The following is a 22,338-nucleotide window of genomic DNA, read 5'->3' on the forward strand; positions in this document are numbered from 1 at the left end:
ATCCCCCCCCTTTGGCGCACGCGCAATGGAGTGGCTGTCATTTAATCTTTAGGATATGAACTCGCGTTTAAGGTGTCAGCCAATGCGCGAGAAACAATGCTGGTTAGATCGAATGCGGCGGTTTTTTGGGCATCTTTTTTAGCATCGCTCACCAAAGGCGTCGCCTCTGTTTCAGCTTTAGGCTCGGTGTATTGACTTAGAATCTTGTCGACGACTTGAGCAATTTCTGCATCGTTCATATCAGATTTCCCCTTGCGGCTAGACCACACATACGCTGTAAAGCCACATTTATGCAGCTAACCATCTGTTGTGCCAGTAATAGCTGTTATGCAGGTAATAATGAGTAGTAACGCTGACTAAATTGGGTGACTGCGTATTGCGCTACCGTAACGTCTTGTTCCACGCTGCCACCACTGATGCCTAGCGCTCCCACTAACAGGTTGCCACTCCACAATGGAATGCCCCCACCAAAACAACACAAACTTGCGTCATTTTGTAAGGTATACAGACTCTTACCCGGCTGAATTTCTTGTGCTAATTGTTGGGTCGACATTTTCAGTGCCACTGCTGTCCACGCCTTTTTAACCGCTACGGTATGGCTAACTAACAGCGCATCTTCCATGGAGAAGAAATAGCGTTGATGCCCACTAGCATCCACTAAGCAAAACACGACCGGCAAATTCATTTCTAGCGCTTTCTGTTTTGCGAATTCGCCCAATAACATGGCGTCATGCAAGGAAATTTTTTGTGGGGCTTGCGTTGGTTTTGGGGCTGTCGCACTCGCGATAGGAGTGTCGAACAATTCATCATGACTCTTCACGGTTCATACCTCTTGTTTGATTTTATTGAGCTAGCACCATGCTAAGACGTGTTACTCCATTCAGTGAGGTAGCGGCTTACCTAGCACATAGCAACATCTCTTTGTTACGTTACTACTTAGGCAAAAGGAATCCGATGTCAGAACTTGCGGCGATGGAGGACAATTTTGCGCACTCCAACGCCTTTAGGACAAAATAGTGCTACTTATACCCAAGTAACCTCAAAGCCCTAAAAAAACACCCCCACCGAATCGGCAGGGGTGTGCTGATGATCATGCTCAGTAATTTAGGCTGGCAAACTAATCGTGAATTTTCACACCTAAACATCCGCGGACAAAGGCCGGATTAAAATGTTTTACCGCTTCACCAACGTAGCCGAGATCAAGCGATGTGATCTTAGCCATCTCAGCGTCTGTTAACGCGAAATCCCAAATATCGAAGTTTTGTTTGATGCGCTCTTCATGTGTGGATTTAGGAATCACCGTCACCCCGCGTTGTACGTTCCAACGCAATACCACTTGCGCTGGTGTTTTGCCATGTTCCGCAGCGATGCCTTTTACCACCTCGTTATCATGAATGTTATGACGACCACCACCCAGTGGTGCCCAAGCTTCAGGTTGAACGTGGTAATGTTGCATTGTTTCTAACGCTTCGGTTTGCGCAAAATAAGGATGCAGTTCAACTTGGTTCACCATCGGCGTGATACGCACAGTTTCACAGAAGTTGGTTAACACATGCGCGTAAAAATTGGAGACACCAATCGCTTTGAGTTTGCCCGCGTCGTAAGCGTCTTCCATTGCACGCCACGCACTGAAATAGTCACCCATGGCTTGGTGTTGGAGGTACAAATCAAAATAATCAAGGCCGGCTTTTTTTAATGACGCTTCGATTCCTGCTTTGGCCGTATCGTAGCTCGCCATATCCTGCACCCACAATTTAGAGGTAATAAACAGCTCTTCACGGGTACATAAACCTTCGGCAATCGCTTCACGCACCGCATCGCCAACCGCATCTTCATTGCCATAAACCGCAGCGGTATCAATCAAACGGTAACCAGCACGAATCGCAGCAAGGAGCGCTTGCTTGCATTCTTCTTTATCTGTCACTTGAAAGACACCAAACCCAGCCATTGGCATCTTAAGACCATTGTTTAACGTAGTGTATTCCATCAAAGAATGTCCTCACTTTGTCGATAATTGTATTGAAATAAACTCGTTTTACTGTCCGTTTGAGCACTGTCGATAACAGCGTCACTTTCTTGTGATGAGCCTATCTTCTATTTTGGGGTATAGATTAACCGAATGAGGACGGGATGATTATCCGCAAAATCTTGGACGAACTTATGAGCACTGATCATCAATGCTAGGCCCAGGGCAAAAATGGACTCAGCGGATAAAAATCATGATCATCATGTGCTCAGATAAAGACTTATTGGTATTAATCGCGATCGAGCGTTAACGCAGCACGCAGCTTTGCTGATGCGCCAATCAAAGGCACCCAACCTTTTACTAAAATTTGTGCCGTGCGCTTATAGGCTGCGCCAGTAATACTCAGTTTGCAGTGAGGGTCGCTTTGATAGGTGATTTCAGTTTCTAATACACCGGCGGGGTTTTCGATACGGATTTTAGTTACATCATGACTGTCTGCGACCTTTTGCCGTTGAATACGTTCGGCAACTTGCGCCGCAACACTACCGTCAACAAGGCAAGCAGAAGCAAGACAACATCCCCCGGTAACGGCCATAGACGCGTGCGCTTTTTGTGGGGTGAAATAGCGCACCGCTATATTGGCATCATTGTGCTTAGGCTTGGTGATCAAACAGATTTTAGGAATCGTCTCACTGCGTTGAAGCTCTTCCACTGTCATGAAAGACCCTTGTTTGGTTTTCAGCCCCATACGCAAACCTGCCTCGACCCAAATGGCCATTAACCGCTGCTTAAGCTCTAAGTTGTCGTTTAGCTGGCTTGGCGTCTCATCGCCCACCATTCCCACATCTTCGGCTTTGACCATCACCATAGGCACCGCGACATCAACACAGCTTACTTCAATACCATCAATGGTTTCCTTCGCTTTACCCGTGGGTAACAACCGTCCAGTTTTGGCCCCGACCGGATTTTGCAAAAAGAGGTCGACACTGGGGTAGCATCCATTAATTCCCGGGATCTCCGTCAATTCAAAGCCCGATGCTTTGGTGTAATAAAGCCGCGCTAACGTAGCCACTCCAGTATTGCTATTCAATATCTCCAACTCGGGATTATCCACTTGGGGCAATAAGCCGTGATCATACGCCCATAGAGGAATCGCGGAGGACATATTGCCACAATTGACACTCCAGTCGATGTCAGCGTGATCGGCGGACAACTGAGCCAAGGTGCTGACTAACTTTACTCGCTGCTCGCTTTGCTCTGCCACAGAAACGAAGAACACTTTGTTGGTTGTCGGCGTAGCGCGCCCTAACCCATTAAGCTGATTATTATTGAGAATTGAGCCAGACAAGGGTGCTCCCATAATGAGCCGAAGCAGCTCTTCGCGTAGCGCTTTGGTTTGCGGCGCGATACCTTCCCAAATCACTAGCCCAGTCGAGGTGCCACCACGCATATAGTAAACAGGAAATTCCACCACGCCAGTCGCGGTATTGACATTGACTGACATAAACTTCTCTTTACTACTGTGCATAGCAACGTCCTTATAAACAAACTCGTCCCCACTCACTGGCCTCTTTTTCAGTGGTTTAACTCGTTAAGATACAACAAGTTGAATTACAGGGAATCATAGAATTGATGGGAATTTAATCTAAAAATCAGATTGTTACCATAATGACATTGAGAATTATTGGGTCAATAGCAAGTTGCTAGAAGTGATGAGTTACTCGGTGAAAAATCGAAAGAATAGCTTGAGTTAATTACTCACTAGTGAAAACGACAATCAAGAAAAGAAACAAGAAGAAACTTGGAGCGGGCAGCGGGAATCGAACCCGCATCATCAGCTTGGAAGGCTGAGGTAATAGCCATTATACGATGCCCGCGTTGATGTGCATCTAGCGCTTGTATGGATGAAAACAGAAGAATCTGGAGCGGGCAGCGGGAATCGAACCCGCATCATCAGCTTGGAAGGCTGAGGTAATAGCCATTATACGATGCCCGCATTGCTTTGCATCGAAGCGATGGACTCAATATGCCACTGCTCTGGCAAAAAGAAAACCCTTTTTTTTCAAATACGTGGTTACTTGGTCAGTTAATGATCAACCTTGCTTCATGCTGATGAAATTTTGACAAACTGTTGGGTTTTTACTGGGTAAATTCTGTGCACCACCTTTTCCGAAGGCAACAATATTGGGTTTTGGAGATGAGGCGGCTATAATGCCAACTCGCCTTGGGCAATCAGCTACAGGAATATCATGCTCCCCTCCTCTGCACACACACCGCCACTCGCTCCTGATTATTACTTGAATAATTTCAAGCGCCTTATCGATCATGCATGCCAGTGGTACACAGATTTGTTAACCGAAGAGGAGCACAACTGGATTAATGCGTTTCAAACACTGCCCCATCCCTCGCAATCTCTTATCGTCCGTTTGTTATCACGTAAAGGCGAGTGGTTTCGGAGCGACAAACTGAATTATCCCGAAATTAAACAATTAGATGAGCAATGGCCAGCGCTTGAAAACGCAGGATTTGTCGAGCGAAACCCAGCCGTGAGCGAACTCGTGCTTTGTGAACAGTTATTCACTAAGCCAGAAATCATCGCACGGCATCCCACGTTAAATAAGGCACTTAAAAAACCAGACTTAATTGCGGCAATAGATCCGAACGAGCCAGCGCAACCCACACCATTTACGGTTATCTTTCTGGCACATAATCACATCATCGAATTACTGCTCATTCTCTTTTTTGCCAATGCGCGCCAAGATCTGAGCCAGTTTGTGCTTGATGATCTGGGGTTACATCGTTTTGAGCAGTACTCACTCAGTCATACTCTGCGCTTTTTCCATAATAGAGAAGAGGTTGAGCAATTACGCCAACTACAGCACCTTGCTCAAGTCTATTGGCTGAATGAAAAACAGCCCACCGCCTCCATTCTCAGCTTGTGTGAACAACTACCCGATAAAGCATCTCATCCTTATGTAGAAAGAAAGCGACAAAAACTCATCAATCAATTGGCTCGCGCATTAGAACGTCAAGGTGAAGCAGAGCTCGCATTGCGCTATTTTGCCCAATCGTCTTTGCCACCAAGCCGTGAACGCCAAGCTCGTATTTACGATAAACTCGGCCAATATCAGCAAATGGGTGAGCTAATTGAGCAAATAAAACACAACCCATATCATCAAGAAGAGCGCGAGATCGCAGAGCGTTTGCAGCAGCGTTATCTTCGCGCTCAAGGAGAAAAGGTCCCTCGAGCAACTAAGCCCAATTGGCCAGAACGTCATCTATCACTCGATTTATCTACCCAACGTGTTGAATTAGCCGTACGCGATGAGCTAATCGCCCAAGGCTATCATGTCTATTATTTAGAAAACCAACTGCTTAATACCCTACTGGCATTGGTATTGTGGCCCGCCATCTTTGCGCCAGTGGAAGGCGCTTTTGTTAATGCCTATCAAGCTCGCCCGTTGGACTTCTATCACGCGGAGTTTGTCACAAAACGACAATCGCTTATTGATGCGTGTTTTTCTTATTTCATCGAACATGGCGTGCTTGCCTTAATCGAACGCTGGCAACAAAAACAGGGTATTGCTAATCCGTTAACGAGCTGGCAAGGCGTTGATGAAGCACTGTTTCATTGGATAGAACGCACCATGCCACGAGCCACTCTGGTGGAATTAATGAAGATTCAACTTAAAGATTTACGCTTGTTTCGTGCGGGAATGCCCGATTTGATGGCCTTTAAAGGCGAAGCATACGAATGGATCGAAGTGAAAGGTCCTGGCGATAAATTGCAAGATAATCAGCAACGTTGGATGAGAGAATTGAGTAAACTCGGTATCCCCTTTTCGGTTTGCTACGTCAATCATTGATGTGCTTCGCCCATAATTAACTCTTCACAACCGAAATCGCTCGCCGACATAACCAGACCATGATTCTGTTAATGCACTATTGATGTGCACAACCAAAGATCGTGCGCCGTTATTGTGCTTATTTATGCATAAAGGCATTCTGTGCTCTGTTTTATCACACTTCATTAACAGCATGATTAGCCGAGAAATAGTTATTCCGCAGTATGATAGCACTAGCGAATGTAACGAAAGATTTCTGCCACATTATTTTGTCCTTAACTTTACTGATTTCATTCCTATTTCAAATAGTCGGTATGAGTTTCGCTTATGGTTGATAGTGGAGCATTAACCACTGGTATGAACAACGCTTTTAATAAATACCACCAGCTTCCACTGTAGCACGATGTATATACAGAATGTTCTTCTGTTGCATCAAATAAGGATAGTTAAACCCAAAGTCTTATTCACGTTAACAAGGATGACGTGAGGCAGTAGACATAAGGGATTAGGAGACATACATATGACGGCCAAATTACAAAAAACACTGGGCACGCTCCCTCTTTGGGGGATTGCGGTTGGTCTAGTGATTTCTGGTGAATATTTCGGATGGAGTTACGGTTGGGGTATCTCAGGCACATTGGGATTTTTGGTCACTACATTGATTGTGGCAGCAATGTACACCTGTTTTATTTTTAGTTTTACCGAGTTAACAACCGCCATTCCACACGCGGGTGGTCCTTTTGCGTACAGTCGCCGCGCTTTTGGTGAAGTGGGCGGTTTGATTGCAGGTTTAGCCACACTGATTGAGTTTGTGTTTGCGCCACCCGCCATTGCCATGGCAATTGGTGCGTACTTAAATGTTCAGTATCCTAATTTAGATCCTAAATTAGCAGCTGTTGGCGCTTATATCGTGTTCATGACACTCAATATCTTGGGTGTAAAATTGGCAGCTATGTTTGAACTTTGCGTGACCATTTTGGCTGTTCTTGAACTGTTAGTCTTTATGGGCGTCGTCGCTCCGGGCTTTAGCTTCTCTAACTTTGTGCTAAACGGTTGGGCCGGCAGCAATGAATTCACTTTTGGTACTTTATCCGCTATTTTCGCGGCGATTCCATTTGCGATTTGGTTCTTCCTCGCCATCGAAGGCGCTGCAATGGCAGCTGAAGAAGCCAAAGACCCACAACGTACCATTCCCAAAGCCTACATCTCTGGTATTTTGACTCTCGTTGTATTGGCCCTTGGCGTGATGATCTTTGCCGGCGGTGCTGGCGATTGGTCTAAACTGTCCGGTATTAACGACCCATTGCCACAAGCGATGAAAATGGTGGTGGGCACTAGTTCTGGTTGGTTACACATGTTGGTGTGGATTGGTCTATTCGGTTTGATCGCCTCTTTCCACGGCATTATCCTCGGCTATTCACGTCAATTCTTTGCCCTTGCACGTGCTGGTTACCTACCAGCAGGACTGGCGAAACTGTCACGCTTTAATACTCCGCATCGAGCTATTTTGGCTGGTGGTGTCATAGGTATCATCGCTATCTTTAGTGATGGTGTAATCAATTTACAAGGTATGAGCTTAACGGCTGCCATGATTACCATTGCGGTATTTGGCGCAATCGTAATGTACATTATGAGTATGTTAAGCCTATTTAGACTGCGTCGTTTAGAACCAAACTTGACTCGCACTTACCGTGCCCCGTTCTACCCTATTGTTCCTGGTATTGCGTTAGTATTAGCTGTGCTGTGTTTGATTGCGATGGTTTGGTTTAACCAAGTGATCACCGCGATCTTCCTCGTGATGATGTTTATCGGTTTTGTCTACTTTAGCCAAACCAAACATCAGCGTGAAACTGCCGAGAAAGATCTGATGTTAGTACGTGAATAACTATTTAAAACAAGAACTTAAAATAATAAAGCCAGTATTAACTGGCTTTATTTTGGTTTTAATTATCGTAATAAAACAATGTGCATATTAATTTGATCTCGCCCCAAAAAATATCATTCGGTTATTTTTTGTTCGAAAATTCCAGCTAAAATTTGCGCACTTCAGATGAAGCTAGGAAATAAAATAATGAAATCAAATCGAACGTTAAACGTCATTTGTGATGAGTGCTACCAAGAATCTTCACTCTCTCCTCATGACCAAAAAGTCATATACGAACAAGGCTATATTCGCTGTAAACATTGCGCCATGGCCGTTGGTTTTGAAGAAACCATCTCGCAAAAAATTAGAACCATTATGTTACTTACCTTTTTTGTTGCGAGTGCTCTAACCATTCTTGCTGTCGTTCTTAGCCACTTTATTAGTGACAACGCGCTGCCCGCTTCCATTGCGATCATCGTTGTTGTGATGAACTTAGTGGTCATCTCTATCGCAAGTAGCCAACCTATCAAACTGGTCAGCTCTATGCGCAACTATGCAGTAAGTCATTAATATTGATAGGCTTCATTCAATGGATGAAGAAGCCTTAATTTCTTTTCTGCCAATCAATCAGTTATTCCCCCTTCCCAAAACGCTGTAAAAAAATCTTATTTTTTGGTTTCAATATCAAGCTGAATTTCATTAAGAAAATCGTTCTAAGCCGATTTGCCAGGATCTTACTGGTGATCCAATTGCTGTGATTTGACTACAATGACACTGAAACGCTGTTATTAACCATAGCAATACCATTGGTCAATAGCATTAAGGCAGCCCTATCAACTAGGAGGTACGAAGATGAATATTCGCGAGAACATTGACGTGCTGGAGCAACAAATATACGTTGCCTGCTCAGAGGGTGATTATGAAACAGTTTCTGCGTTAGAAAAACAGTTGGAATATCTGCGTGGGAAAGTGGAGCATCCTTTTGATGAAGATCCTTACGCCCTTGAGGGCCGAACCTATCAAGACGGTGATTGGTTCTAATGTTTAGGGGAAGCTTTCGCTTCCCCCCTTTTTTCACTCACACTTATAGAAAATCGATCGAATTACGACCCGTTCTATTGGTGTTCACTGGTGCTTCATCGTCTTGTTGTGCCTTCTCTTGCACCGGCGCTTTCTCAGCAGAGGCTGACAAACGTGATTTATTTCGTTTGGATGCAGACTTCTTGGTGCCCGTCGCAGCAAGGAACGCTTTTTCCGCTTTATCTGCCTTGGCAGCACCAGTCGACTTAGGACCTTTTTGCGGTTTTGCAGATTCACCAGACGCTTTTTTTGCACCTGCTGATTTGCTTTTCTTAGCGGCAGATTTTACTTTAGGTTCAGCCTTTTCTTTTGGTTGAGAAACCGGCGCATCGCAAATCACCAAGTAAAATTCTTGGTTAAATTCGATTAAATCGCCGTCGTACATCTTACGACGTTTGCGTGTTTCTAGCTCACCATTCACAAACACGTAGCCTTCAGTGATTACGTGTTTTGCTTCACCGCCACCGCTTACCGCGTCAGCAATTTTCAGCACCTTATACAGTTCAATAGGCTGCTCTGAAACTTCCACGCCAACCGCTTCAATTTCAATTTCGTCTTCAGCCACAAACTCTTGCTGATCCATATCCGTCATAAGTCACTCTCAGTATTACTTTGCGCGCAGTTTACCCTCTTCTCGAAAGGGAAGAAACCACTAAATACCGGGTTTGACAATTATGCCTGCTGTGGCGCTTTCATTAATTGTGGATCGCTTAATTGCGCACCACGTAATTGACGAAAACCAAGTGCCATAACCGAGCCAATGCCAAGTGCCCCTAAGCCAAACGCCAGAATCGACACGCCCGGAGCCATAATGTTACCTAAAGCGCCTAAACCCAGTGCACCAATTGAGTGGCCAGACACATCTTGTGCTGTCCATAAACTGCTCACCCGCCCCATCAAATGATTTGGGGTATGTCCTTGCACCAAAGAGTACTGAATAATTTTGGTTAATGAACCGAGATAACCAAACACCACCAGCACCACTAATAGCAGCACATAATGTGTAACCACCCCAATGGCAGCAATGCTGACAAAAATACCGAGTGTGCTCCACACCATAATCAGTCCCGGTTTAGGGGATTGATTCACCCAACCGGAGGTCAGCGCACCTAACATCGCCCCCAACGGCATCGCCGCATACAGTAACCCAGCTTCTGCCGCTGTGCCACCAAACACATCAATCGCCAAGACAGGAAACATCACTTTCACTGCGGTAGCGAGGGTTTCTAGTGTACCTAATGCCACCACACTGCCCACCAAGCGATGTTGGAAAAGAAACTTCACCCCAACCTTCAGTGAGGTGAGTGGTGTTTCTCCTTTTGTCCCTTCCGCTTTCATGCTCGGCAAACGCAGTAGCGGTAACAAGGTCAAAAAGGTGCCAAGTGCCGCCAAACTATAGTTCCAACTCACTTCACCCCAGGCGATAATCAACCCACCAATGGCTGGCGAAAGTACCATGCCCGCACGAACGGTCAGCATACTCAGTGCCGCGGCTTGGGGAATGTTTTCCCTGCCGACTATCACTTGCATGCAGGCCATTAACGCTGTGACACCAATGGCAGCAAAAAAGCCATTCCAAAGTGAAAGGAAGTAAAGCACCCACAAAGATGGGTCTGGCAGCATGCTGTTCATCGCCATGGCAATAAACCCGACACCACAAATACCGCGAGCAAACAGGATCAGTTGCTTACGTTCATAACGGTCGGCAAGTACGCCCCCTAAAAGTAGGCCAATAAACATACCACCACCGTCCAGTGCCATAATGCCCCCCACCGCTAGGGTCGAGTTGGTCATGTCATGCACTTGAATCGGGACGGCGACCATCATCAGCCCTAATGCCAATACTGACACCAAACGGGCAATGAACACCATGCGAAAATCACGGTTCTCTTTGAGCAGAGTAAAATCAACGAGGAAAGAAGGTTTTTTCATAATAACGTCTTATTAAGCCGCCTTTAGTCATTGCGACTAAAGGCGTTTTGATAAATGAATTCAATTATGCTTTGATGAGCTGGGTATCGCGGCGGATCACTTGATCCAATAACGGTCCTACTCGCTTTAGGGTTTCCGGCTCTAATATATCTTGGTGGCGTGTATCAATATGTAGCTGAGTTAGATCGGCTGCGTATTTAGACCACACCTCCTCAATATCAAAATCAGGGAAGGTTTGGTCGGCAACAAACAGATGCAATCGACCAGCGTAGTAACGGGTTTTCGCTGTGGCCATTAGCCCCACGGCATAACCGTAGTTGGCATCCACATCCGCCAACATGGCTTGTTGCGCTGCGCCCATTTCTATTGCTTCGCCACCGTTTTTCTCGTCAAGAAAAGCGGCTTTCTCTTTTTCTGCCACTTCTTGGTTCATTGCAACGTCCCAATCTTGGCATTCGGTTGGATAGGTATCGAAAAGACCAACAAATGCGACCTCTTCCCCTTCTTGTTGCAGGCGTGCTGCCAGCGTGTGAGCGACGTTGCCGCCAAACGAATACCCAGCTAGATGATATGGACCATGCGGCTGCACTTTTTTCAGCTCCTCGTAATACATATCACAGGCTGCATCCATGGTGTTTGCCGTCGCGATAGCGCCACCTTCACGGGGTGATTGCAAACCAATGATCGGATAGTCGCCACCTAGGTATCGAAGCAATCCAGTATAAAGCCAAGAGAAGCCTGATGCTGGGTTGATGCACACTAATGGTACGCCTTCGCCACGGCGAATCGGCAATACTTTTTCCAGCCCCACCATAGAACTTCCATCAGTGCCTTCATCCAAACATTGTGCAAGGGCTTCCACCGTTGGATTGATGATCACTTGCCCTACCGATAGCGTTTGGCCGGTTTTTTCATGAATGTCGGCAGCTAGTCGCATACAAAGTAAAGAGTGTCCCCCCAGTGAGAAAAAGTCATCTTGGACAGTCACTTCACTGACTTGCAATAACTCACAAAATAGCTGGGCAACGATTTTCTCGTTGTCACTTTGCGGCGCACGCCCTTTATGGCTAGTTTGCAACGTTGGTAATGGCAACGCTTTGCGGTCCAATTTGCCGTTAGCGCTTAATGGGAACTCATTTAGAACCATGATCGCCATTGGCACCATATGCGCCGGCAAACGCTCTTGCATTTGACTGCGCAGCAGTTGTGTATCAAGTAATGGTGTATCGAGCGAATCACTCTTATCACTGGCCAGTACATAACCGATCAATTGGCGGTTATCGGCTCCTGCCACACCGGTTTGTGACGGTAAGTTTTTCGCGCACACAATCGCTTGGTGAACCCCTTCCAGCTCTTGCAGGCACGCTTCAATCTCGCCTAACTCAATACGTTGACCGCGAATTTTAAGTTGGTCATCACTGCGGCCTAAATAGTCCACTTTGCCCGAAGGTAACCAACGCACCACATCACCAGTGCGATACATACGACTGCCCGCAGGACCATAAGGGTCTGCGACGAATCGGTCTGCAGTTAATGCGCTGCGATTAAGATACCCCTCTGCCAGCTGCGCCCCTGTCAGATAAAGTTCCCCTGGCACTCCAATAGGCACTTCACGTAAGAAACTATCTAAAATACGCAGCTCTGTGTTCCACACAGGTAAACCGATCGGCACGCCGCCGCTTAGTCCTTCATCAAGTTCAGGGCCAAATGCTGGACAATAAGTGACATCAACTGCCGCTTCTGTCGGGCCATATAAATTGTGTAACGGCGCATCAATATGGTGTTGATATAAACGCGCAAGCTCTTTAGTCAGCGCTTCACCACTACAGAATACGCGACGTAAACTGGAAGCGACTTGATCGTTTGTATCGACTTGAGAATCAACATAAGCAATAAATGCCGCCAACATCGACGGTACAAAGTGCACCGTGGTGATATGGTAATCTTCCATCAAATGCAGTAACGCATCGGGGTCTTTATGCACTTCCGGTGGCGCCATCATCAAACTCGCCCCTTCAATCAGTGCCCAGAAAAACTCCCACACTGAGACATCGAAACTGCAAGGTGTTTTTTGCAATACCACATCGCTAGCATTTAACTGATACTCGGCTTGCATCCACGCTAAACGGTTAACGATCGCGCCATGGGAAACCAACACGCCTTTCGGGTTGCCAGTCGAGCCAGAGGTATAAATAATGTAGGCGCCATCTTGGGTATCCAATGGACGATTTTCGATAAGAGACTGACTTTCCTCTGGTAAGCTATCCAACAGCAACACCGGCGCAAGATCACTAAACTCAGATTGATATTCTGACGTGGTGATCACCAAACTCGGCTTCGCATCATTCACCATGTAACTTAAACGTTCACTTGGGTAACTCACATCCAAAGGCAGATAAATTGCCCCGGCTTCAATCACCGCGTTAATCGCTAAGCTCAGTTTGACACTGCGCGGCAAAGCAATAGCCACGATATCGCCTTTTTGCACACGATGGGTTATCAGTTGATTGGTCAAACCTTGCACCCGCGCGCGCATCTCTTGATACGTAAACTGATGATCCACATCCATCAAGGCAGATGCTTGAGGCGTTTGTTGCGCTTTTTCACGCATCAAGGCGCGTAACGTGGTTTGAGGTAATACGACTTCGGTTTGGTTTATTTGTGTTAGCAGAGCTCGGTCGGCTTCGGTTTGCAAAGAGAGATCACGCACTAAAGCTTCTGGATGACTTAGCAACTGGTCAATTAGCCATTCCACTTGACCTGCAATTCGTTGTGGCGCGTATTTACTGTTACGATAAGCCACCATAATTTGCAGCTCATCGCCAGGAACAACAAACACTGTCATGGGGAAATGGGTATAACCGCGATTTTTAATCCGCTTAAGACGCCAAGCATGGTAAGTTTCCCCAAGCCATTGCGCTTCTTTAGGGAAATTTTCAACCGACAGCATAGTATCGAACAGGCTTTCCCCACCCACTAATTGTTGGATTTCACTCAGTCCTAACACATCGTTTTCCAACACACCAATTTGAGCCTGCTGCATGGCGATAAGTTGGCTAAACAGTGTTTGATCTGGACGCAGCTTAGCACGCACTGGAATGGTATTGGTTAGCAACCCAACATGGTTTTCGATATCCGTCACTTCAGCAAATCGGCCAGAAATAGGCGTACCAAAGATCACATCTTCACGCCCGGTGATAGAGCCGAGAATCAGTGCCCATACCCCCTGCATTAGCGTGTTGATGGTGATGCCCTGCTTACGACATAGTTGGTAAACCTGTTGGCTTTTTTCGCGGCTTAATGTGAGATTCACTTCGTCGATATCGTGACGCTCAACATCGCCATCGTAAGCCAGTGTGGGAGTCGAACCTTGTAATAACTCTTGCCAAAGCGCTTTTGCCGGCGCTTTATCACGAGCAAGAAGCTGTTCCACTAAGTCCGCGTAAGGAGTGCTATCACTGACAAACGCACATTCTCCTGTGGCATAACTGTGCAATAGGGTGTTGAGCATGAGCGGAGTTGACCAGCCATCCACGATCAAATGGTGCTCAGAAAGATACACAGTATGTAGCCCATCACCATGATGCACTACTTTGCAGTACAGCAAGGGCAACGTCGGATCCATCAGGTCATAGCGGCGGTCAATTTCTTGTTGTTCAATGAGTGCCAACTGCTTTTGTTGCTCATCATGAGATAAGTGATGTAAATCCACCTCTTCAATTGGCCACAACGCATCACTTTGATCAGGGACACTCACCAATATTTGCATGAGTTGTCCGGTAAGACGCGCATCAAAACGAGTCCACAATTGCGGATAGGTTTTAACCACGTTATCTAAACTGTTTTGCAAACGCTGGCGCTCAAATGCGCCCGAAAAAGTCATGATTGATATGGCGTTGTAGTTGCAACCTGCTTGCGCCAGCAATGATTGGAAATAAAGGCCTTGCTGCAAAGGCAATGCCGGAAGAACTTGGCTAACTTTGCCAAATCGCGCTTCACATTGTTGCCACTGTTCCTGAGAGAGGTAGGATTGATTCGCTAGGTGCGTTTTTTCATAGCGGCCATTGACGTCAGGCGCTTGAGCCGCTTGCTCTGACTGTTCATGGCTTGCCTTGCGCGCTTTTTTCTCACCTTTTACTTTGGCTTTTGCTGCTATATCACGAAGCACTTTGCACACAAAAATGTCTTTCGCTTTAAGCACGTAACCTTGTTTGCGCATTTTAGTCGACAGGGCCATCGCGGTAATGCTATCGCCACCTAGAGCGAAAAAGTCGTCATCGATGCTGATGCTATCGGTATTTAGAAGTTCTGACACAATAGAATACAACACTCGCTCAGCATCACTCAGGCCAGAGCAAGTATCGATTGAATTAATCATTTGAGACATCACGTGTTTCTTCCTTATGATTCCTTTGATGGCAATGGCTGGCGAATGTCGACCCAGTGCTTTTCAATGTATTCACAGCACTCTGTTTTTGCACAAGGTCCAAACACCACTTCCCAGCCTGATGGCACCGGCGCAAACTGGGGCCATAAGCTGTATTGCTTTAGTGTGTTGAGCAACACTAAAAATGAATGCTTATCGTCATCAAACGGATTGATATAGTGATCTTTCATGGCGGTTCCTAAAAATTGGGGGTCATTGCGAGCGGTAACCTGCGCGAGGCAGTGTCACAAGCGTAATGACATGAAGAGAGTTCCACAGATAGTCGCAGCAGCAGGTCGCCCATCCCAGCTCATTAGTCAGAGCGTTAGAAAGGCGAAAAGTGAGCTGGCTTTGACTTGCGCAAACCAATGTGGCATCAGAAAAATCGAGATAACGTTTTACATGGGGATAGAGCGCTTTAAATAAGCTCTCTTTGGCAGAAAAAATCAGAGTTAGCTGCTGAGCAAGGGACAACTGCAGTGCCGCGAGCAATGCATGCTCTTGCCCTATAGCAATCACACCAAGCACCGCATCAAGATCGTCTTGCATCAATAACTCTTGAACATCGACACCAATACCTGCCCATCGTTCGTTACCCTCGGCAACGGCGACAGCCATCTCATCGCAGTGGGAAATGGAGCCAACAACGTTCTCAGGCCAACAGGGGGAACGATGTGGTCCAATCGCAATAGAAAAATCGGTGTATCCCAACATACGCAATGCATCGTTTGCCACCACTCTTCCAGCGACAAATTCCGCTTTACGTTTTAATGCAGCGTTGCGAAGTGAATCCGGCAGTGTCATCTGCGCGGTATCTCGAGGTTCTTGAAACTCATGGCGATGGAAACCGCGTAGATAAAGAGTCACCCCTGCAAGCTGCCTAGTCTGGCATACACCGATAAAAGTCATTGGCCAATTACCAATTGAGAAGATTTAAAAAATTAAGCGTCGGCGAACTCTGCCTCATTCACTTGTAATGTGTCTAAAAGCGCAGCGTGGGTGGTCACGTAACCACAGCGTTTTGATACATAATTTAGAGCATGGATGTGCTCTTCCCGAGAGAAATCCCCCAGCGCATCGGAGACGAAAAATGCTTGGATGTCATACATAAAGGCATCTGCAGCGGTTAACATGCAACCGATATGCGCATACACACCACAAATAATAAGCTGGTCACGACCACTCTCTTGCATCATGTTGAGCAGGTCAGAACGTTTAAACGCGCTGTAACGCCATTTGGTATAAACAATATCATCACTCTCTGGCGCCAATTCAGGCACGATACGCGTGATGGATTCATCGGCTTTTAAGCCTGTGCCCCAAAAATCCGTCAGCAGGGCGCGATCCGCTGGGTCTTGGTCACCCGGCTGTGCGGTATACACCACGGGAATACCTTGCGCTTTACACGCTGCTTTTAAGGTTTTAACACGAGAGATCAAGGTTGATTTCAACTGATCATCTGCGTAGAAATCCAAGAAATATTGCTGCATATCATGCACTAACAGCACTGCACGACTTGGATCGACCGCCCAATCGACTTTATTGGTCACACCCAGCATCAGGTTATCGAGTGAGTATGAGTTCAGTTTTGGAATCGCCATAATATCTCCTAAGCGGTGGTCGTTTGTTGAGCAAACTGTTGGCGCAGGTGTTTCTTATCTATTTTGCCAACCGGTGTTTTGGGTAGTTGTTCAACAAAGTGAACAAAATCGGGAATTTTAAAATCGGCTAAACCGCAATCACGCAAGAATTGTTTAAATTCTACTGGGCGGATATCACTGCCCGGGTGAACGACGATCACCGCGCAGCTTCGTTCACCTAGGTATTCATCCGGTACAGCAATTAACGCCGCATCGTGCACCATTGGGTGTCTTAGCAGTTGGTTTTCAATCTCTTCTGCCGCGATTTTTTCACCACCACGGTTGATCTGATCTTTATCGCGCCCAGTAACAATCAAGTTACCCTCTGGGGTCATACGCACAATATCACCGGTGCGGTAAAAGCCTTCAGGAGTAAAAGAACGCTCATTGTTATAAACCGATTTGTAGTAGCCACGGATGGTGTACGGACCTTGAACGGTTAAAAAGCCCTCTTCACCACGCGCCACTTCTTGGCCCTGCTCATCCACGATTTTCACTTCGTCATAAGCAGAAATTGGGCGACCTTGGGTTTGGGTGATCATCTCGAGCGGATCATCTAAGCGGGTATAGTTCACTAAACCTTCTGCCATACCAAACACTTGCTGCAGTTGGCAGTCAAATAGCGCAGGCAAACGCTTCGCTGCCGTTTCGCTAAATTTGGCACCGCCGACTTGAATCACTTTCAGGCTCGACAGGTCATAGTCACCGTCTTGCACCGCTTCCATCCACACCAAAGCAACTGGCGGAACCAATGCGACAAAGTCAACTTCATGTTCTTCAATCAATTCAAATGCGGCATCGGCTGAAGGGTCATCGCCAATAATCACGGTGCCACCAGCCCAGAAGATACCAAGAGAACCAGGGGAACTTAATACGTAGTTATGCGCGACAGGTAATACACAAAGGAAACGTGTATTTTCGTCGATTTCACAAATCTCATTACTGCCAACCACGCTGTAGGCGTAATCGTCGTGGGTACGCGGAATCATCTTTGGCACTCCGGTCGTACCGCCAGAAAGTTGAAAAAACGCCACCTTGTCTGGTGAGGCATTTTGCTCAAAATCAGGCAGTAAGCGGCACGATTTCAACGACACAAAGCGGCCATCGACAGAATCATGCCCACCTTTCACAATCACATGCTTTAGTTGTGGACACTCTTGTGCCACTTGCTGAGCCAGCTCGGTGTAATCAAACATCGGGTCTTCGCCATCGATGATGTACGCCTTAGCATTGGCATGCTGACAGAAATAGGTAATCTCGTTTTTGCGATGCGCAGGAAGTGCCATTACCGGGCGAATGCCCTTTTGAATCAAAGCAAAATAGCAGAAGTAAAATGCTTCATGATTGGTCATTTGCAATACAACGTTATCACCTTCCGTCAGCCCTAGTTGCGTAAAACCCGCTGCTAGACGGCCAATCTCTTGTTGCATTTGGAGATAAGTGTATTCACGATCGTCGCAAATAATCGCCGTATTATGAGGGAAACGACGTACGCTATCGCACAGATAATCGTAAAAGGTTTTTCCTTGCCATAACCCAAGCTCACGATACCGTTTGGCTAACGCTTCGGGCCATGGAGTAAATTCTAACTCTTCCATTTTTGAGTTCCTTAAGCCATTAACTTATCTTTAAGATCGATACCTGCCGCGGACAGGAAAGTGCTCATCTTCGCGCCGGTTTCATCCAGTTCGCTTTCTGGCTCAGATTGATCAACAATCCCTGCGCCAGCGAAGACTTTCATCGAACGTTTTTGCACTTCTGCACAACGAATAGTTATCACCCATTCACCATTACCACGAGCGTCACACCACCCCACCATGCCAGTAAAATAGCCGCGTTCAAATGACTCTAATTGACGAATCGCATCGTAGGCACGTTGACGCGGATAGCCGCATACAGCAGGGGTTGGGTGCAAATCTGCAGCTACTTGCAGCGCGCTCACATTCGTGTCATCTACCTCACCTTCCAATAAGGTTGACAGGTGCAGCATGGTTTTGGTTTCGATTACCGATGGAATCATTGGGGTGTATAAATTACGGCAATATTGGCTCAACACCCGTTCCACTTCTTGTACGACTAAGCTGTGCTCATGCAGATCTTTCGCGCTATTAAGCAGCGACAGAGTGTGCTCTTGATTCACGGTGTCGTCTGCACTGCGGGGTCTTGATCCAGCCAATGGGTTCGATTCCAAATGGGAACCACGTTTACGTACCAAAAGCTCAGGGCTTGCGCCCATTAAGCGTTGGCCTTCACTCAACTTTGCAGAGAAGGTGTAACCTTTGGGGTTACTCATTAGCAGGTTGTGTAGCAACGCAGAATGATCGATATCTTCATCTGTCGCGACTTCAATCGCACGCGAGAGAACAACTTTGGAAAGCTCAGTTGTAGCGAATAATTCGATTGCATCCACAACACCTTGTTTGTACTTCTCACCTGTCGGTCCAGAAATAACATGTCCGGCGGAGCTCGCTTCACTGATTTGAATCTGACCACGAGTGCTGCTTGAAACAGAAAGCTGCTTCGGAATCATCAATCGCGTTGGATGCTCTTCATTAAATGGAATGATGCCAAATAAGATGGGGTTATCAGAGGGATTCTCTTTCGCTTGTTCAAGTAGAGCGCTGGCTTGCGCCGCAAGATTTTTGAACGGGATAGCTTGATTAAATTCACTCTCAATCCCCTGACCAACAAAGGTACAAGTTGGGGATGAGAAAAAGAAAGGCATACTATCAAGTTCTTGATTTGAAGTAATATCTTGCATTTGGCTATAGCCAATGACTTCACGCTTCATCACAGATTCCTTCTTAACTATTAACCTGTTTTGGGAGAGATGTCTCGAATGATGGAGAGCCTAACCGAATATGAGTGCAAATGCTAACAATTATCATTAGTATTTTAGCGAGCGGTGATATCCATGGACACAGATCACAAATATTAATGAATTTAACAACAATAAAGGGCAGATTATGAACGCTCAACACACTCAGAACACCGTACTGCTAACTGGCGCTTCCCGAGGCATTGGTTTTGCGACCTTAACTCGGCTTCTCGAAAGCGGATACAAAGTGATCGCAACCGATTATCAGATGGATGCTTTAGAAACTCACTGTCGTGAATTAAAAGAAGCCTACCCACAACAGCTCTTTCTCAGTAGCCTTGATTTAACTGACCTTAAAGACATTCCGAGCACAGTTGAAGGTTTAATCGACCAATTTGGTCCGGTTGATCATTTGGTTAGCTGCGCTGGTATTTTGCATTTGCAACCAATTTTGACGATGCCAATGGAGCAATTAGCTCACACCTTTGATGTTAACGTTTTTGGTCAGGTCGCGCTGATGCAAACCGTAGGACAACGCATGAAACAGCAAGGGACGGGCAACATGGTGATCGTGGGTTCCAATGCGGCCAATACACCGCGAGCCAACATGGGCGCTTATGCTGCCTCGAAAGCTGCTTTACATATGATGGTGAAGTGCATGGGGATGGAACTCGCCTCAACGGGAATTCGCTGCAACATCGTTAGCCCAGGCTCCACCCGCACCGACATGCAAATGCAATTGTGGAATGAACACTATGGTGAGCCACAAGTGATCGCCGGTGACGCCAGTACCTTTAGACTGGGTATTCCACTCAATAAAATTGCAGAACCAAACGATATCGCCAACACCATACTGTTTTTAATGTCCGATGCCGCAAACCACATCACTTTGCATGATCTGCGTGTGGATGGTGGTGCAACATTAGATAACTGATTCCGGTAACGCCAAGACCATTGAAAGAGCAACATCTTTGACGGTATTCAAAGGCTTTGGCATTTTTCCTTGATACATCACCCTAAACGTAAATGAGCGTAAAACTCTATTTACGTTACGGTTTCTCATTCTATAATCACACTCGCTTGTGATTGATAACCCAATAAGTGATTATTCATGCATCAAGCTCGATTATTATTAATAACCGCAGTGAGTTGTACCGCAGCAACTGTGACCTATGCCAATCCATCATCTGCCACTCATGCTCATCATGCTAAAATTGCTCAGGTGGGAAAAGAGAAGCCTATGCTGCAATTAACTCAGGTAAACAAGACTGAAAATCGATATGTCTACCAAGTTGAAGCGCAAGCAGGCCACTACTATCGTGGACAACTGCGTAGTAACGTACCATTAAGCCGTGCCTATATCCGCCTAGGTAACAACCCAACGAAATCGCTCTTGCAGCCTGGACAAAATGAAGCTGATATCTACTGGTATCCGCAAGAGGACGGCAAAGCACAGTTCATCATTTATACCAATGGTCAGCAATCAAAAGCCGACATTGAGATTAATTTAAACGAGATGCCCCTCAAAGCGAACCAGAAGATCTCACCAAAACATGATGTCCAAAGCCCAATCCTCTTTGATACCCTAACTGCGCTAAGTAACGGTGATAAACAGGCCATCACACGTTTCTGGCAACACGTCGAGAAAAATGGAACACCGCTTATTGAGCCATTAAAAAACCATCGTTCTTTGATTACCTTTTTATGGCGTGGCACAGAGGAAAACAATGTGGGATTGCTTGGTGCTCCTTATGAAGGCCATGCCTACCTCACGCATTTGCAAGGCACAGATATTTGGTATAAGTCCTACGAGGTGAGCAACACCACCCGTCTGTCTTATCGTCTCGCACCAAACGTACCACAACTGAGTGGTCAACATGCAATGGAGCAGCACCGCGCGATTATCGCTACTACCCAAACCGATCCCCTCAATAGCAACTCAACATACCATGAACTGGTTGACCCTTGGGGTGATGCTTCCACGGTTGTTCTCGATAAGGCGGATTTGGCGACCGAAACTCAAAGCCAAGGCAATGTCCCCAGAGGACGAGTCGAACGTTACAACTTCATGAGCCAAGGCTTAGACCAACAGCGGACCATCGACATCTATCATCCTGTGCCATCGAGCAAGCTCACGTCAGATGCCCCACTACTGTTTCTCTTCGATGGGCTAGAATATCAAGATAAAATTCCCGTTCCGACCATTTTGGACAACCTAATCGCCCAAGGGGAAATACCGCCAATGCGCGCGGTGTTCATTCATCACAACTCAATGAACCAAAGAATGAAAGAGCTCCCCCCTAACCAAGCTTTTACTCATTTTGTGGCACAAGAGCTGATACCTTGGTTATGTGAGCAAAAACAACTGTGTCCCAAGGCAGAAAACCGCATCTTAGCTGGTTCGAGTTTTGGTGGCCTAGCCGCTCTATCGATTGCTCACGAACACCCCGAACTTTTTGGTAACGTATTGAGTCAGTCGGGTTCATTTTGGTGGGGACCGAATCCAGAGTCATTGGAATGGCTAAGCCAAAAGATTACGCAAAAACCACACCCCCAAATTAAGGTGTATCTCGATGCTGGTCAGTTTGAAACCACCCCACCGCCTCGGAGTATTTTACATACCAACCAACGCCTCTATTCACTGCTGCAAAGAAAAGGTTACAACGTAGCGTTCTCAACACTTCCCGGCGGGCACGACTTCTACAGCTGGCGTGCCGCGTTTGCCCATGGATTAACGCATTTAGTTAGCCATTCACAGTATCAGTAG

Annotated in this window: 19 protein-coding genes and 2 tRNA genes; 7 read left to right on the top strand and 14 right to left on the bottom strand. The window is 46.5% G+C overall.

What is annotated here, in order from left to right:
• Positions 1-41: 41 nt before the first annotated feature.
• Together JCM16456_RS20135 and JCM16456_RS20140 are read right to left on the bottom strand one after the other, a co-directional pair.
• Positions 42-239, bottom strand: a complete 198-nt coding sequence (locus JCM16456_RS20135; RefSeq protein WP_068717855.1) for a hypothetical protein — start codon at positions 237-239, stop codon at positions 42-44.
• An 86-nt stretch (positions 240-325) separates the two neighbouring features.
• Positions 326-820, bottom strand: coding sequence for a GlcG/HbpS family heme-binding protein (locus JCM16456_RS20140; protein WP_068717858.1), 495 nt, complete (start codon positions 818-820; stop codon positions 326-328).
• 38 nt (positions 821-858) lie between these two features.
• On the opposite strand from JCM16456_RS20140, the gene JCM16456_RS23885 reads away from it, so the two are divergent.
• Positions 859-1,017, top strand: a complete 159-nt coding sequence (locus tag JCM16456_RS23885; RefSeq protein ID WP_156430607.1) for a hypothetical protein — start codon at positions 859-861, stop codon at positions 1,015-1,017.
• A 100-nt stretch (positions 1,018-1,117) separates the two neighbouring features.
• Here the strand turns inward: JCM16456_RS23885 and JCM16456_RS20145 are convergent, their stop codons facing one another.
• The 4 genes from JCM16456_RS20145 to JCM16456_RS20160 form a co-directional block, all read right to left on the bottom strand.
• Complete coding sequence (locus JCM16456_RS20145) at positions 1,118-1,987, bottom strand: aldo/keto reductase (RefSeq protein ID WP_068717860.1); 870 nt, start codon at positions 1,985-1,987, stop codon at positions 1,118-1,120.
• 268 nt (positions 1,988-2,255) lie between these two features.
• Positions 2,256-3,494 (bottom strand): PrpF domain-containing protein, encoded by a 1,239-nt coding sequence (locus tag JCM16456_RS20150; RefSeq protein WP_197655223.1) that lies wholly within the window; start codon positions 3,492-3,494, stop codon positions 2,256-2,258.
• Positions 3,495-3,768: 274 nt separating this feature from the next.
• A tRNA-Gly gene (locus JCM16456_RS20155) sits at positions 3,769-3,843 on the bottom strand.
• A gap of 44 nt (positions 3,844-3,887) precedes the next feature.
• Positions 3,888-3,962: transfer RNA gene (locus JCM16456_RS20160), tRNA-Gly, on the bottom strand.
• 253 nt (positions 3,963-4,215) lie between these two features.
• Here JCM16456_RS20160 and JCM16456_RS20165 point away from each other — a divergent pair.
• From JCM16456_RS20165 to JCM16456_RS20180, 4 genes are all read left to right on the top strand, one after another.
• Positions 4,216-5,832, top strand: coding sequence for a VRR-NUC domain-containing protein (locus JCM16456_RS20165; RefSeq protein ID WP_068717862.1), 1,617 nt, complete (start codon positions 4,216-4,218; stop codon positions 5,830-5,832).
• A gap of 499 nt (positions 5,833-6,331) precedes the next feature.
• On the top strand, positions 6,332-7,696 hold the full coding sequence (gene eat, locus JCM16456_RS20170) for an ethanolamine permease (protein WP_068717864.1): 1,365 nt from the start codon (positions 6,332-6,334) through the stop codon (positions 7,694-7,696).
• A gap of 186 nt (positions 7,697-7,882) precedes the next feature.
• Positions 7,883-8,245: a hypothetical protein gene (locus tag JCM16456_RS20175; RefSeq protein ID WP_068717866.1), complete on the top strand. Its 363-nt coding sequence runs from the start codon at positions 7,883-7,885 to the stop codon at positions 8,243-8,245.
• A 282-nt stretch (positions 8,246-8,527) separates the two neighbouring features.
• Positions 8,528-8,716 (top strand): hypothetical protein, encoded by a 189-nt coding sequence (locus JCM16456_RS20180; protein WP_068717867.1) that lies wholly within the window; start codon positions 8,528-8,530, stop codon positions 8,714-8,716.
• A gap of 43 nt (positions 8,717-8,759) precedes the next feature.
• Here the strand turns inward: JCM16456_RS20180 and JCM16456_RS20185 are convergent, their stop codons facing one another.
• The 8 genes from JCM16456_RS20185 to JCM16456_RS20220 all read right to left on the bottom strand — a co-directional run bounded on the left by JCM16456_RS20185 (position 8,760) and on the right by JCM16456_RS20220 (position 19,544).
• Positions 8,760-9,347: an RNA-binding S4 domain-containing protein gene (locus JCM16456_RS20185; RefSeq protein ID WP_068717868.1), complete on the bottom strand. Its 588-nt coding sequence runs from the start codon at positions 9,345-9,347 to the stop codon at positions 8,760-8,762.
• Between the two features lie 80 nt (positions 9,348-9,427).
• Positions 9,428-10,687, bottom strand: a complete 1,260-nt coding sequence (entS, locus tag JCM16456_RS20190; protein WP_068717869.1) for an enterobactin transporter EntS — start codon at positions 10,685-10,687, stop codon at positions 9,428-9,430.
• Positions 10,688-10,751: 64 nt separating this feature from the next.
• Positions 10,752-15,074 (bottom strand): non-ribosomal peptide synthetase, encoded by a 4,323-nt coding sequence (locus JCM16456_RS20195; RefSeq protein WP_068717871.1) that lies wholly within the window; start codon positions 15,072-15,074, stop codon positions 10,752-10,754.
• A 14-nt stretch (positions 15,075-15,088) separates the two neighbouring features.
• Positions 15,089-15,304: an MbtH family protein gene (locus JCM16456_RS20200; protein WP_068717873.1), complete on the bottom strand. Its 216-nt coding sequence runs from the start codon at positions 15,302-15,304 to the stop codon at positions 15,089-15,091.
• Between the two features lie 22 nt (positions 15,305-15,326).
• Positions 15,327-16,022, bottom strand: a complete 696-nt coding sequence (locus tag JCM16456_RS20205) for a 4'-phosphopantetheinyl transferase family protein (RefSeq protein WP_068717875.1) — start codon at positions 16,020-16,022, stop codon at positions 15,327-15,329.
• A gap of 32 nt (positions 16,023-16,054) precedes the next feature.
• The gene (locus JCM16456_RS20210) at positions 16,055-16,714 is read right to left on the bottom strand and encodes an isochorismatase family protein (RefSeq protein WP_068717879.1); all 660 of its coding nucleotides are present in this window, start codon (positions 16,712-16,714) and stop codon (positions 16,055-16,057) included.
• A gap of 8 nt (positions 16,715-16,722) precedes the next feature.
• Entirely contained in the window at positions 16,723-18,351 is a 1,629-nt protein-coding gene (locus JCM16456_RS20215; RefSeq protein WP_068717880.1) for a (2,3-dihydroxybenzoyl)adenylate synthase, read from the bottom strand.
• 11 nt (positions 18,352-18,362) lie between these two features.
• The gene (locus JCM16456_RS20220) at positions 18,363-19,544 is read right to left on the bottom strand and encodes an isochorismate synthase (RefSeq protein ID WP_068717881.1); all 1,182 of its coding nucleotides are present in this window, start codon (positions 19,542-19,544) and stop codon (positions 18,363-18,365) included.
• Positions 19,545-19,716: 172 nt separating this feature from the next.
• On the opposite strand from JCM16456_RS20220, the gene JCM16456_RS20225 reads away from it, so the two are divergent.
• Entirely contained in the window at positions 19,717-20,505 is a 789-nt protein-coding gene (locus JCM16456_RS20225; protein WP_404819166.1) for a 2,3-dihydro-2,3-dihydroxybenzoate dehydrogenase, read from the top strand.
• A 177-nt stretch (positions 20,506-20,682) separates the two neighbouring features.
• Complete coding sequence (locus JCM16456_RS20230) at positions 20,683-22,338, top strand: alpha/beta hydrolase-fold protein (protein ID WP_068717883.1); 1,656 nt, start codon at positions 20,683-20,685, stop codon at positions 22,336-22,338.

This window comes from Vibrio tritonius (assembly GCF_001547935.1).
Taxonomy (GTDB): domain Bacteria; phylum Pseudomonadota; class Gammaproteobacteria; order Enterobacterales; family Vibrionaceae; genus Vibrio; species Vibrio tritonius.

Coding starts and splice junctions, on each gene's coding strand:
- JCM16456_RS20135 (WP_068717855.1), bottom strand. CDS start 239: ATGAACGATGCAGAAATTGCTCAAGTCGTCGACAAGATTCTAAGTCAA.
- JCM16456_RS23885 (WP_156430607.1), top strand. CDS start 859: ATGCTAAGACGTGTTACTCCATTCAGTGAGGTAGCGGCTTACCTAGCA.
- JCM16456_RS20145 (WP_068717860.1), bottom strand. CDS start 1,987: ATGGAATACACTACGTTAAACAATGGTCTTAAGATGCCAATGGCTGGG.
- JCM16456_RS20150 (WP_197655223.1), bottom strand. CDS start 3,494: ATGCACAGTAGTAAAGAGAAGTTTATGTCAGTCAATGTCAATACCGCG.
- JCM16456_RS20165 (WP_068717862.1), top strand. CDS start 4,216: ATGCTCCCCTCCTCTGCACACACACCGCCACTCGCTCCTGATTATTAC.
- eat (WP_068717864.1), top strand. CDS start 6,332: ATGACGGCCAAATTACAAAAAACACTGGGCACGCTCCCTCTTTGGGGG.
- JCM16456_RS20175 (WP_068717866.1), top strand. CDS start 7,883: ATGAAATCAAATCGAACGTTAAACGTCATTTGTGATGAGTGCTACCAA.
- JCM16456_RS20180 (WP_068717867.1), top strand. CDS start 8,528: ATGAATATTCGCGAGAACATTGACGTGCTGGAGCAACAAATATACGTT.
- JCM16456_RS20185 (WP_068717868.1), bottom strand. CDS start 9,347: ATGACGGATATGGATCAGCAAGAGTTTGTGGCTGAAGACGAAATTGAA.
- entS (WP_068717869.1), bottom strand. CDS start 10,687: ATGAAAAAACCTTCTTTCCTCGTTGATTTTACTCTGCTCAAAGAGAAC.
- JCM16456_RS20195 (WP_068717871.1), bottom strand. CDS start 15,074: ATGTCTCAAATGATTAATTCAATCGATACTTGCTCTGGCCTGAGTGAT.
- JCM16456_RS20200 (WP_068717873.1), bottom strand. CDS start 15,304: ATGAAAGATCACTATATCAATCCGTTTGATGACGATAAGCATTCATTT.
- JCM16456_RS20205 (WP_068717875.1), bottom strand. CDS start 16,022: ATGACTTTTATCGGTGTATGCCAGACTAGGCAGCTTGCAGGGGTGACT.
- JCM16456_RS20210 (WP_068717879.1), bottom strand. CDS start 16,714: ATGGCGATTCCAAAACTGAACTCATACTCACTCGATAACCTGATGCTG.
- JCM16456_RS20215 (WP_068717880.1), bottom strand. CDS start 18,351: ATGGAAGAGTTAGAATTTACTCCATGGCCCGAAGCGTTAGCCAAACGG.
- JCM16456_RS20220 (WP_068717881.1), bottom strand. CDS start 19,544: ATGAAGCGTGAAGTCATTGGCTATAGCCAAATGCAAGATATTACTTCA.
- JCM16456_RS20230 (WP_068717883.1), top strand. CDS start 20,683: ATGCATCAAGCTCGATTATTATTAATAACCGCAGTGAGTTGTACCGCA.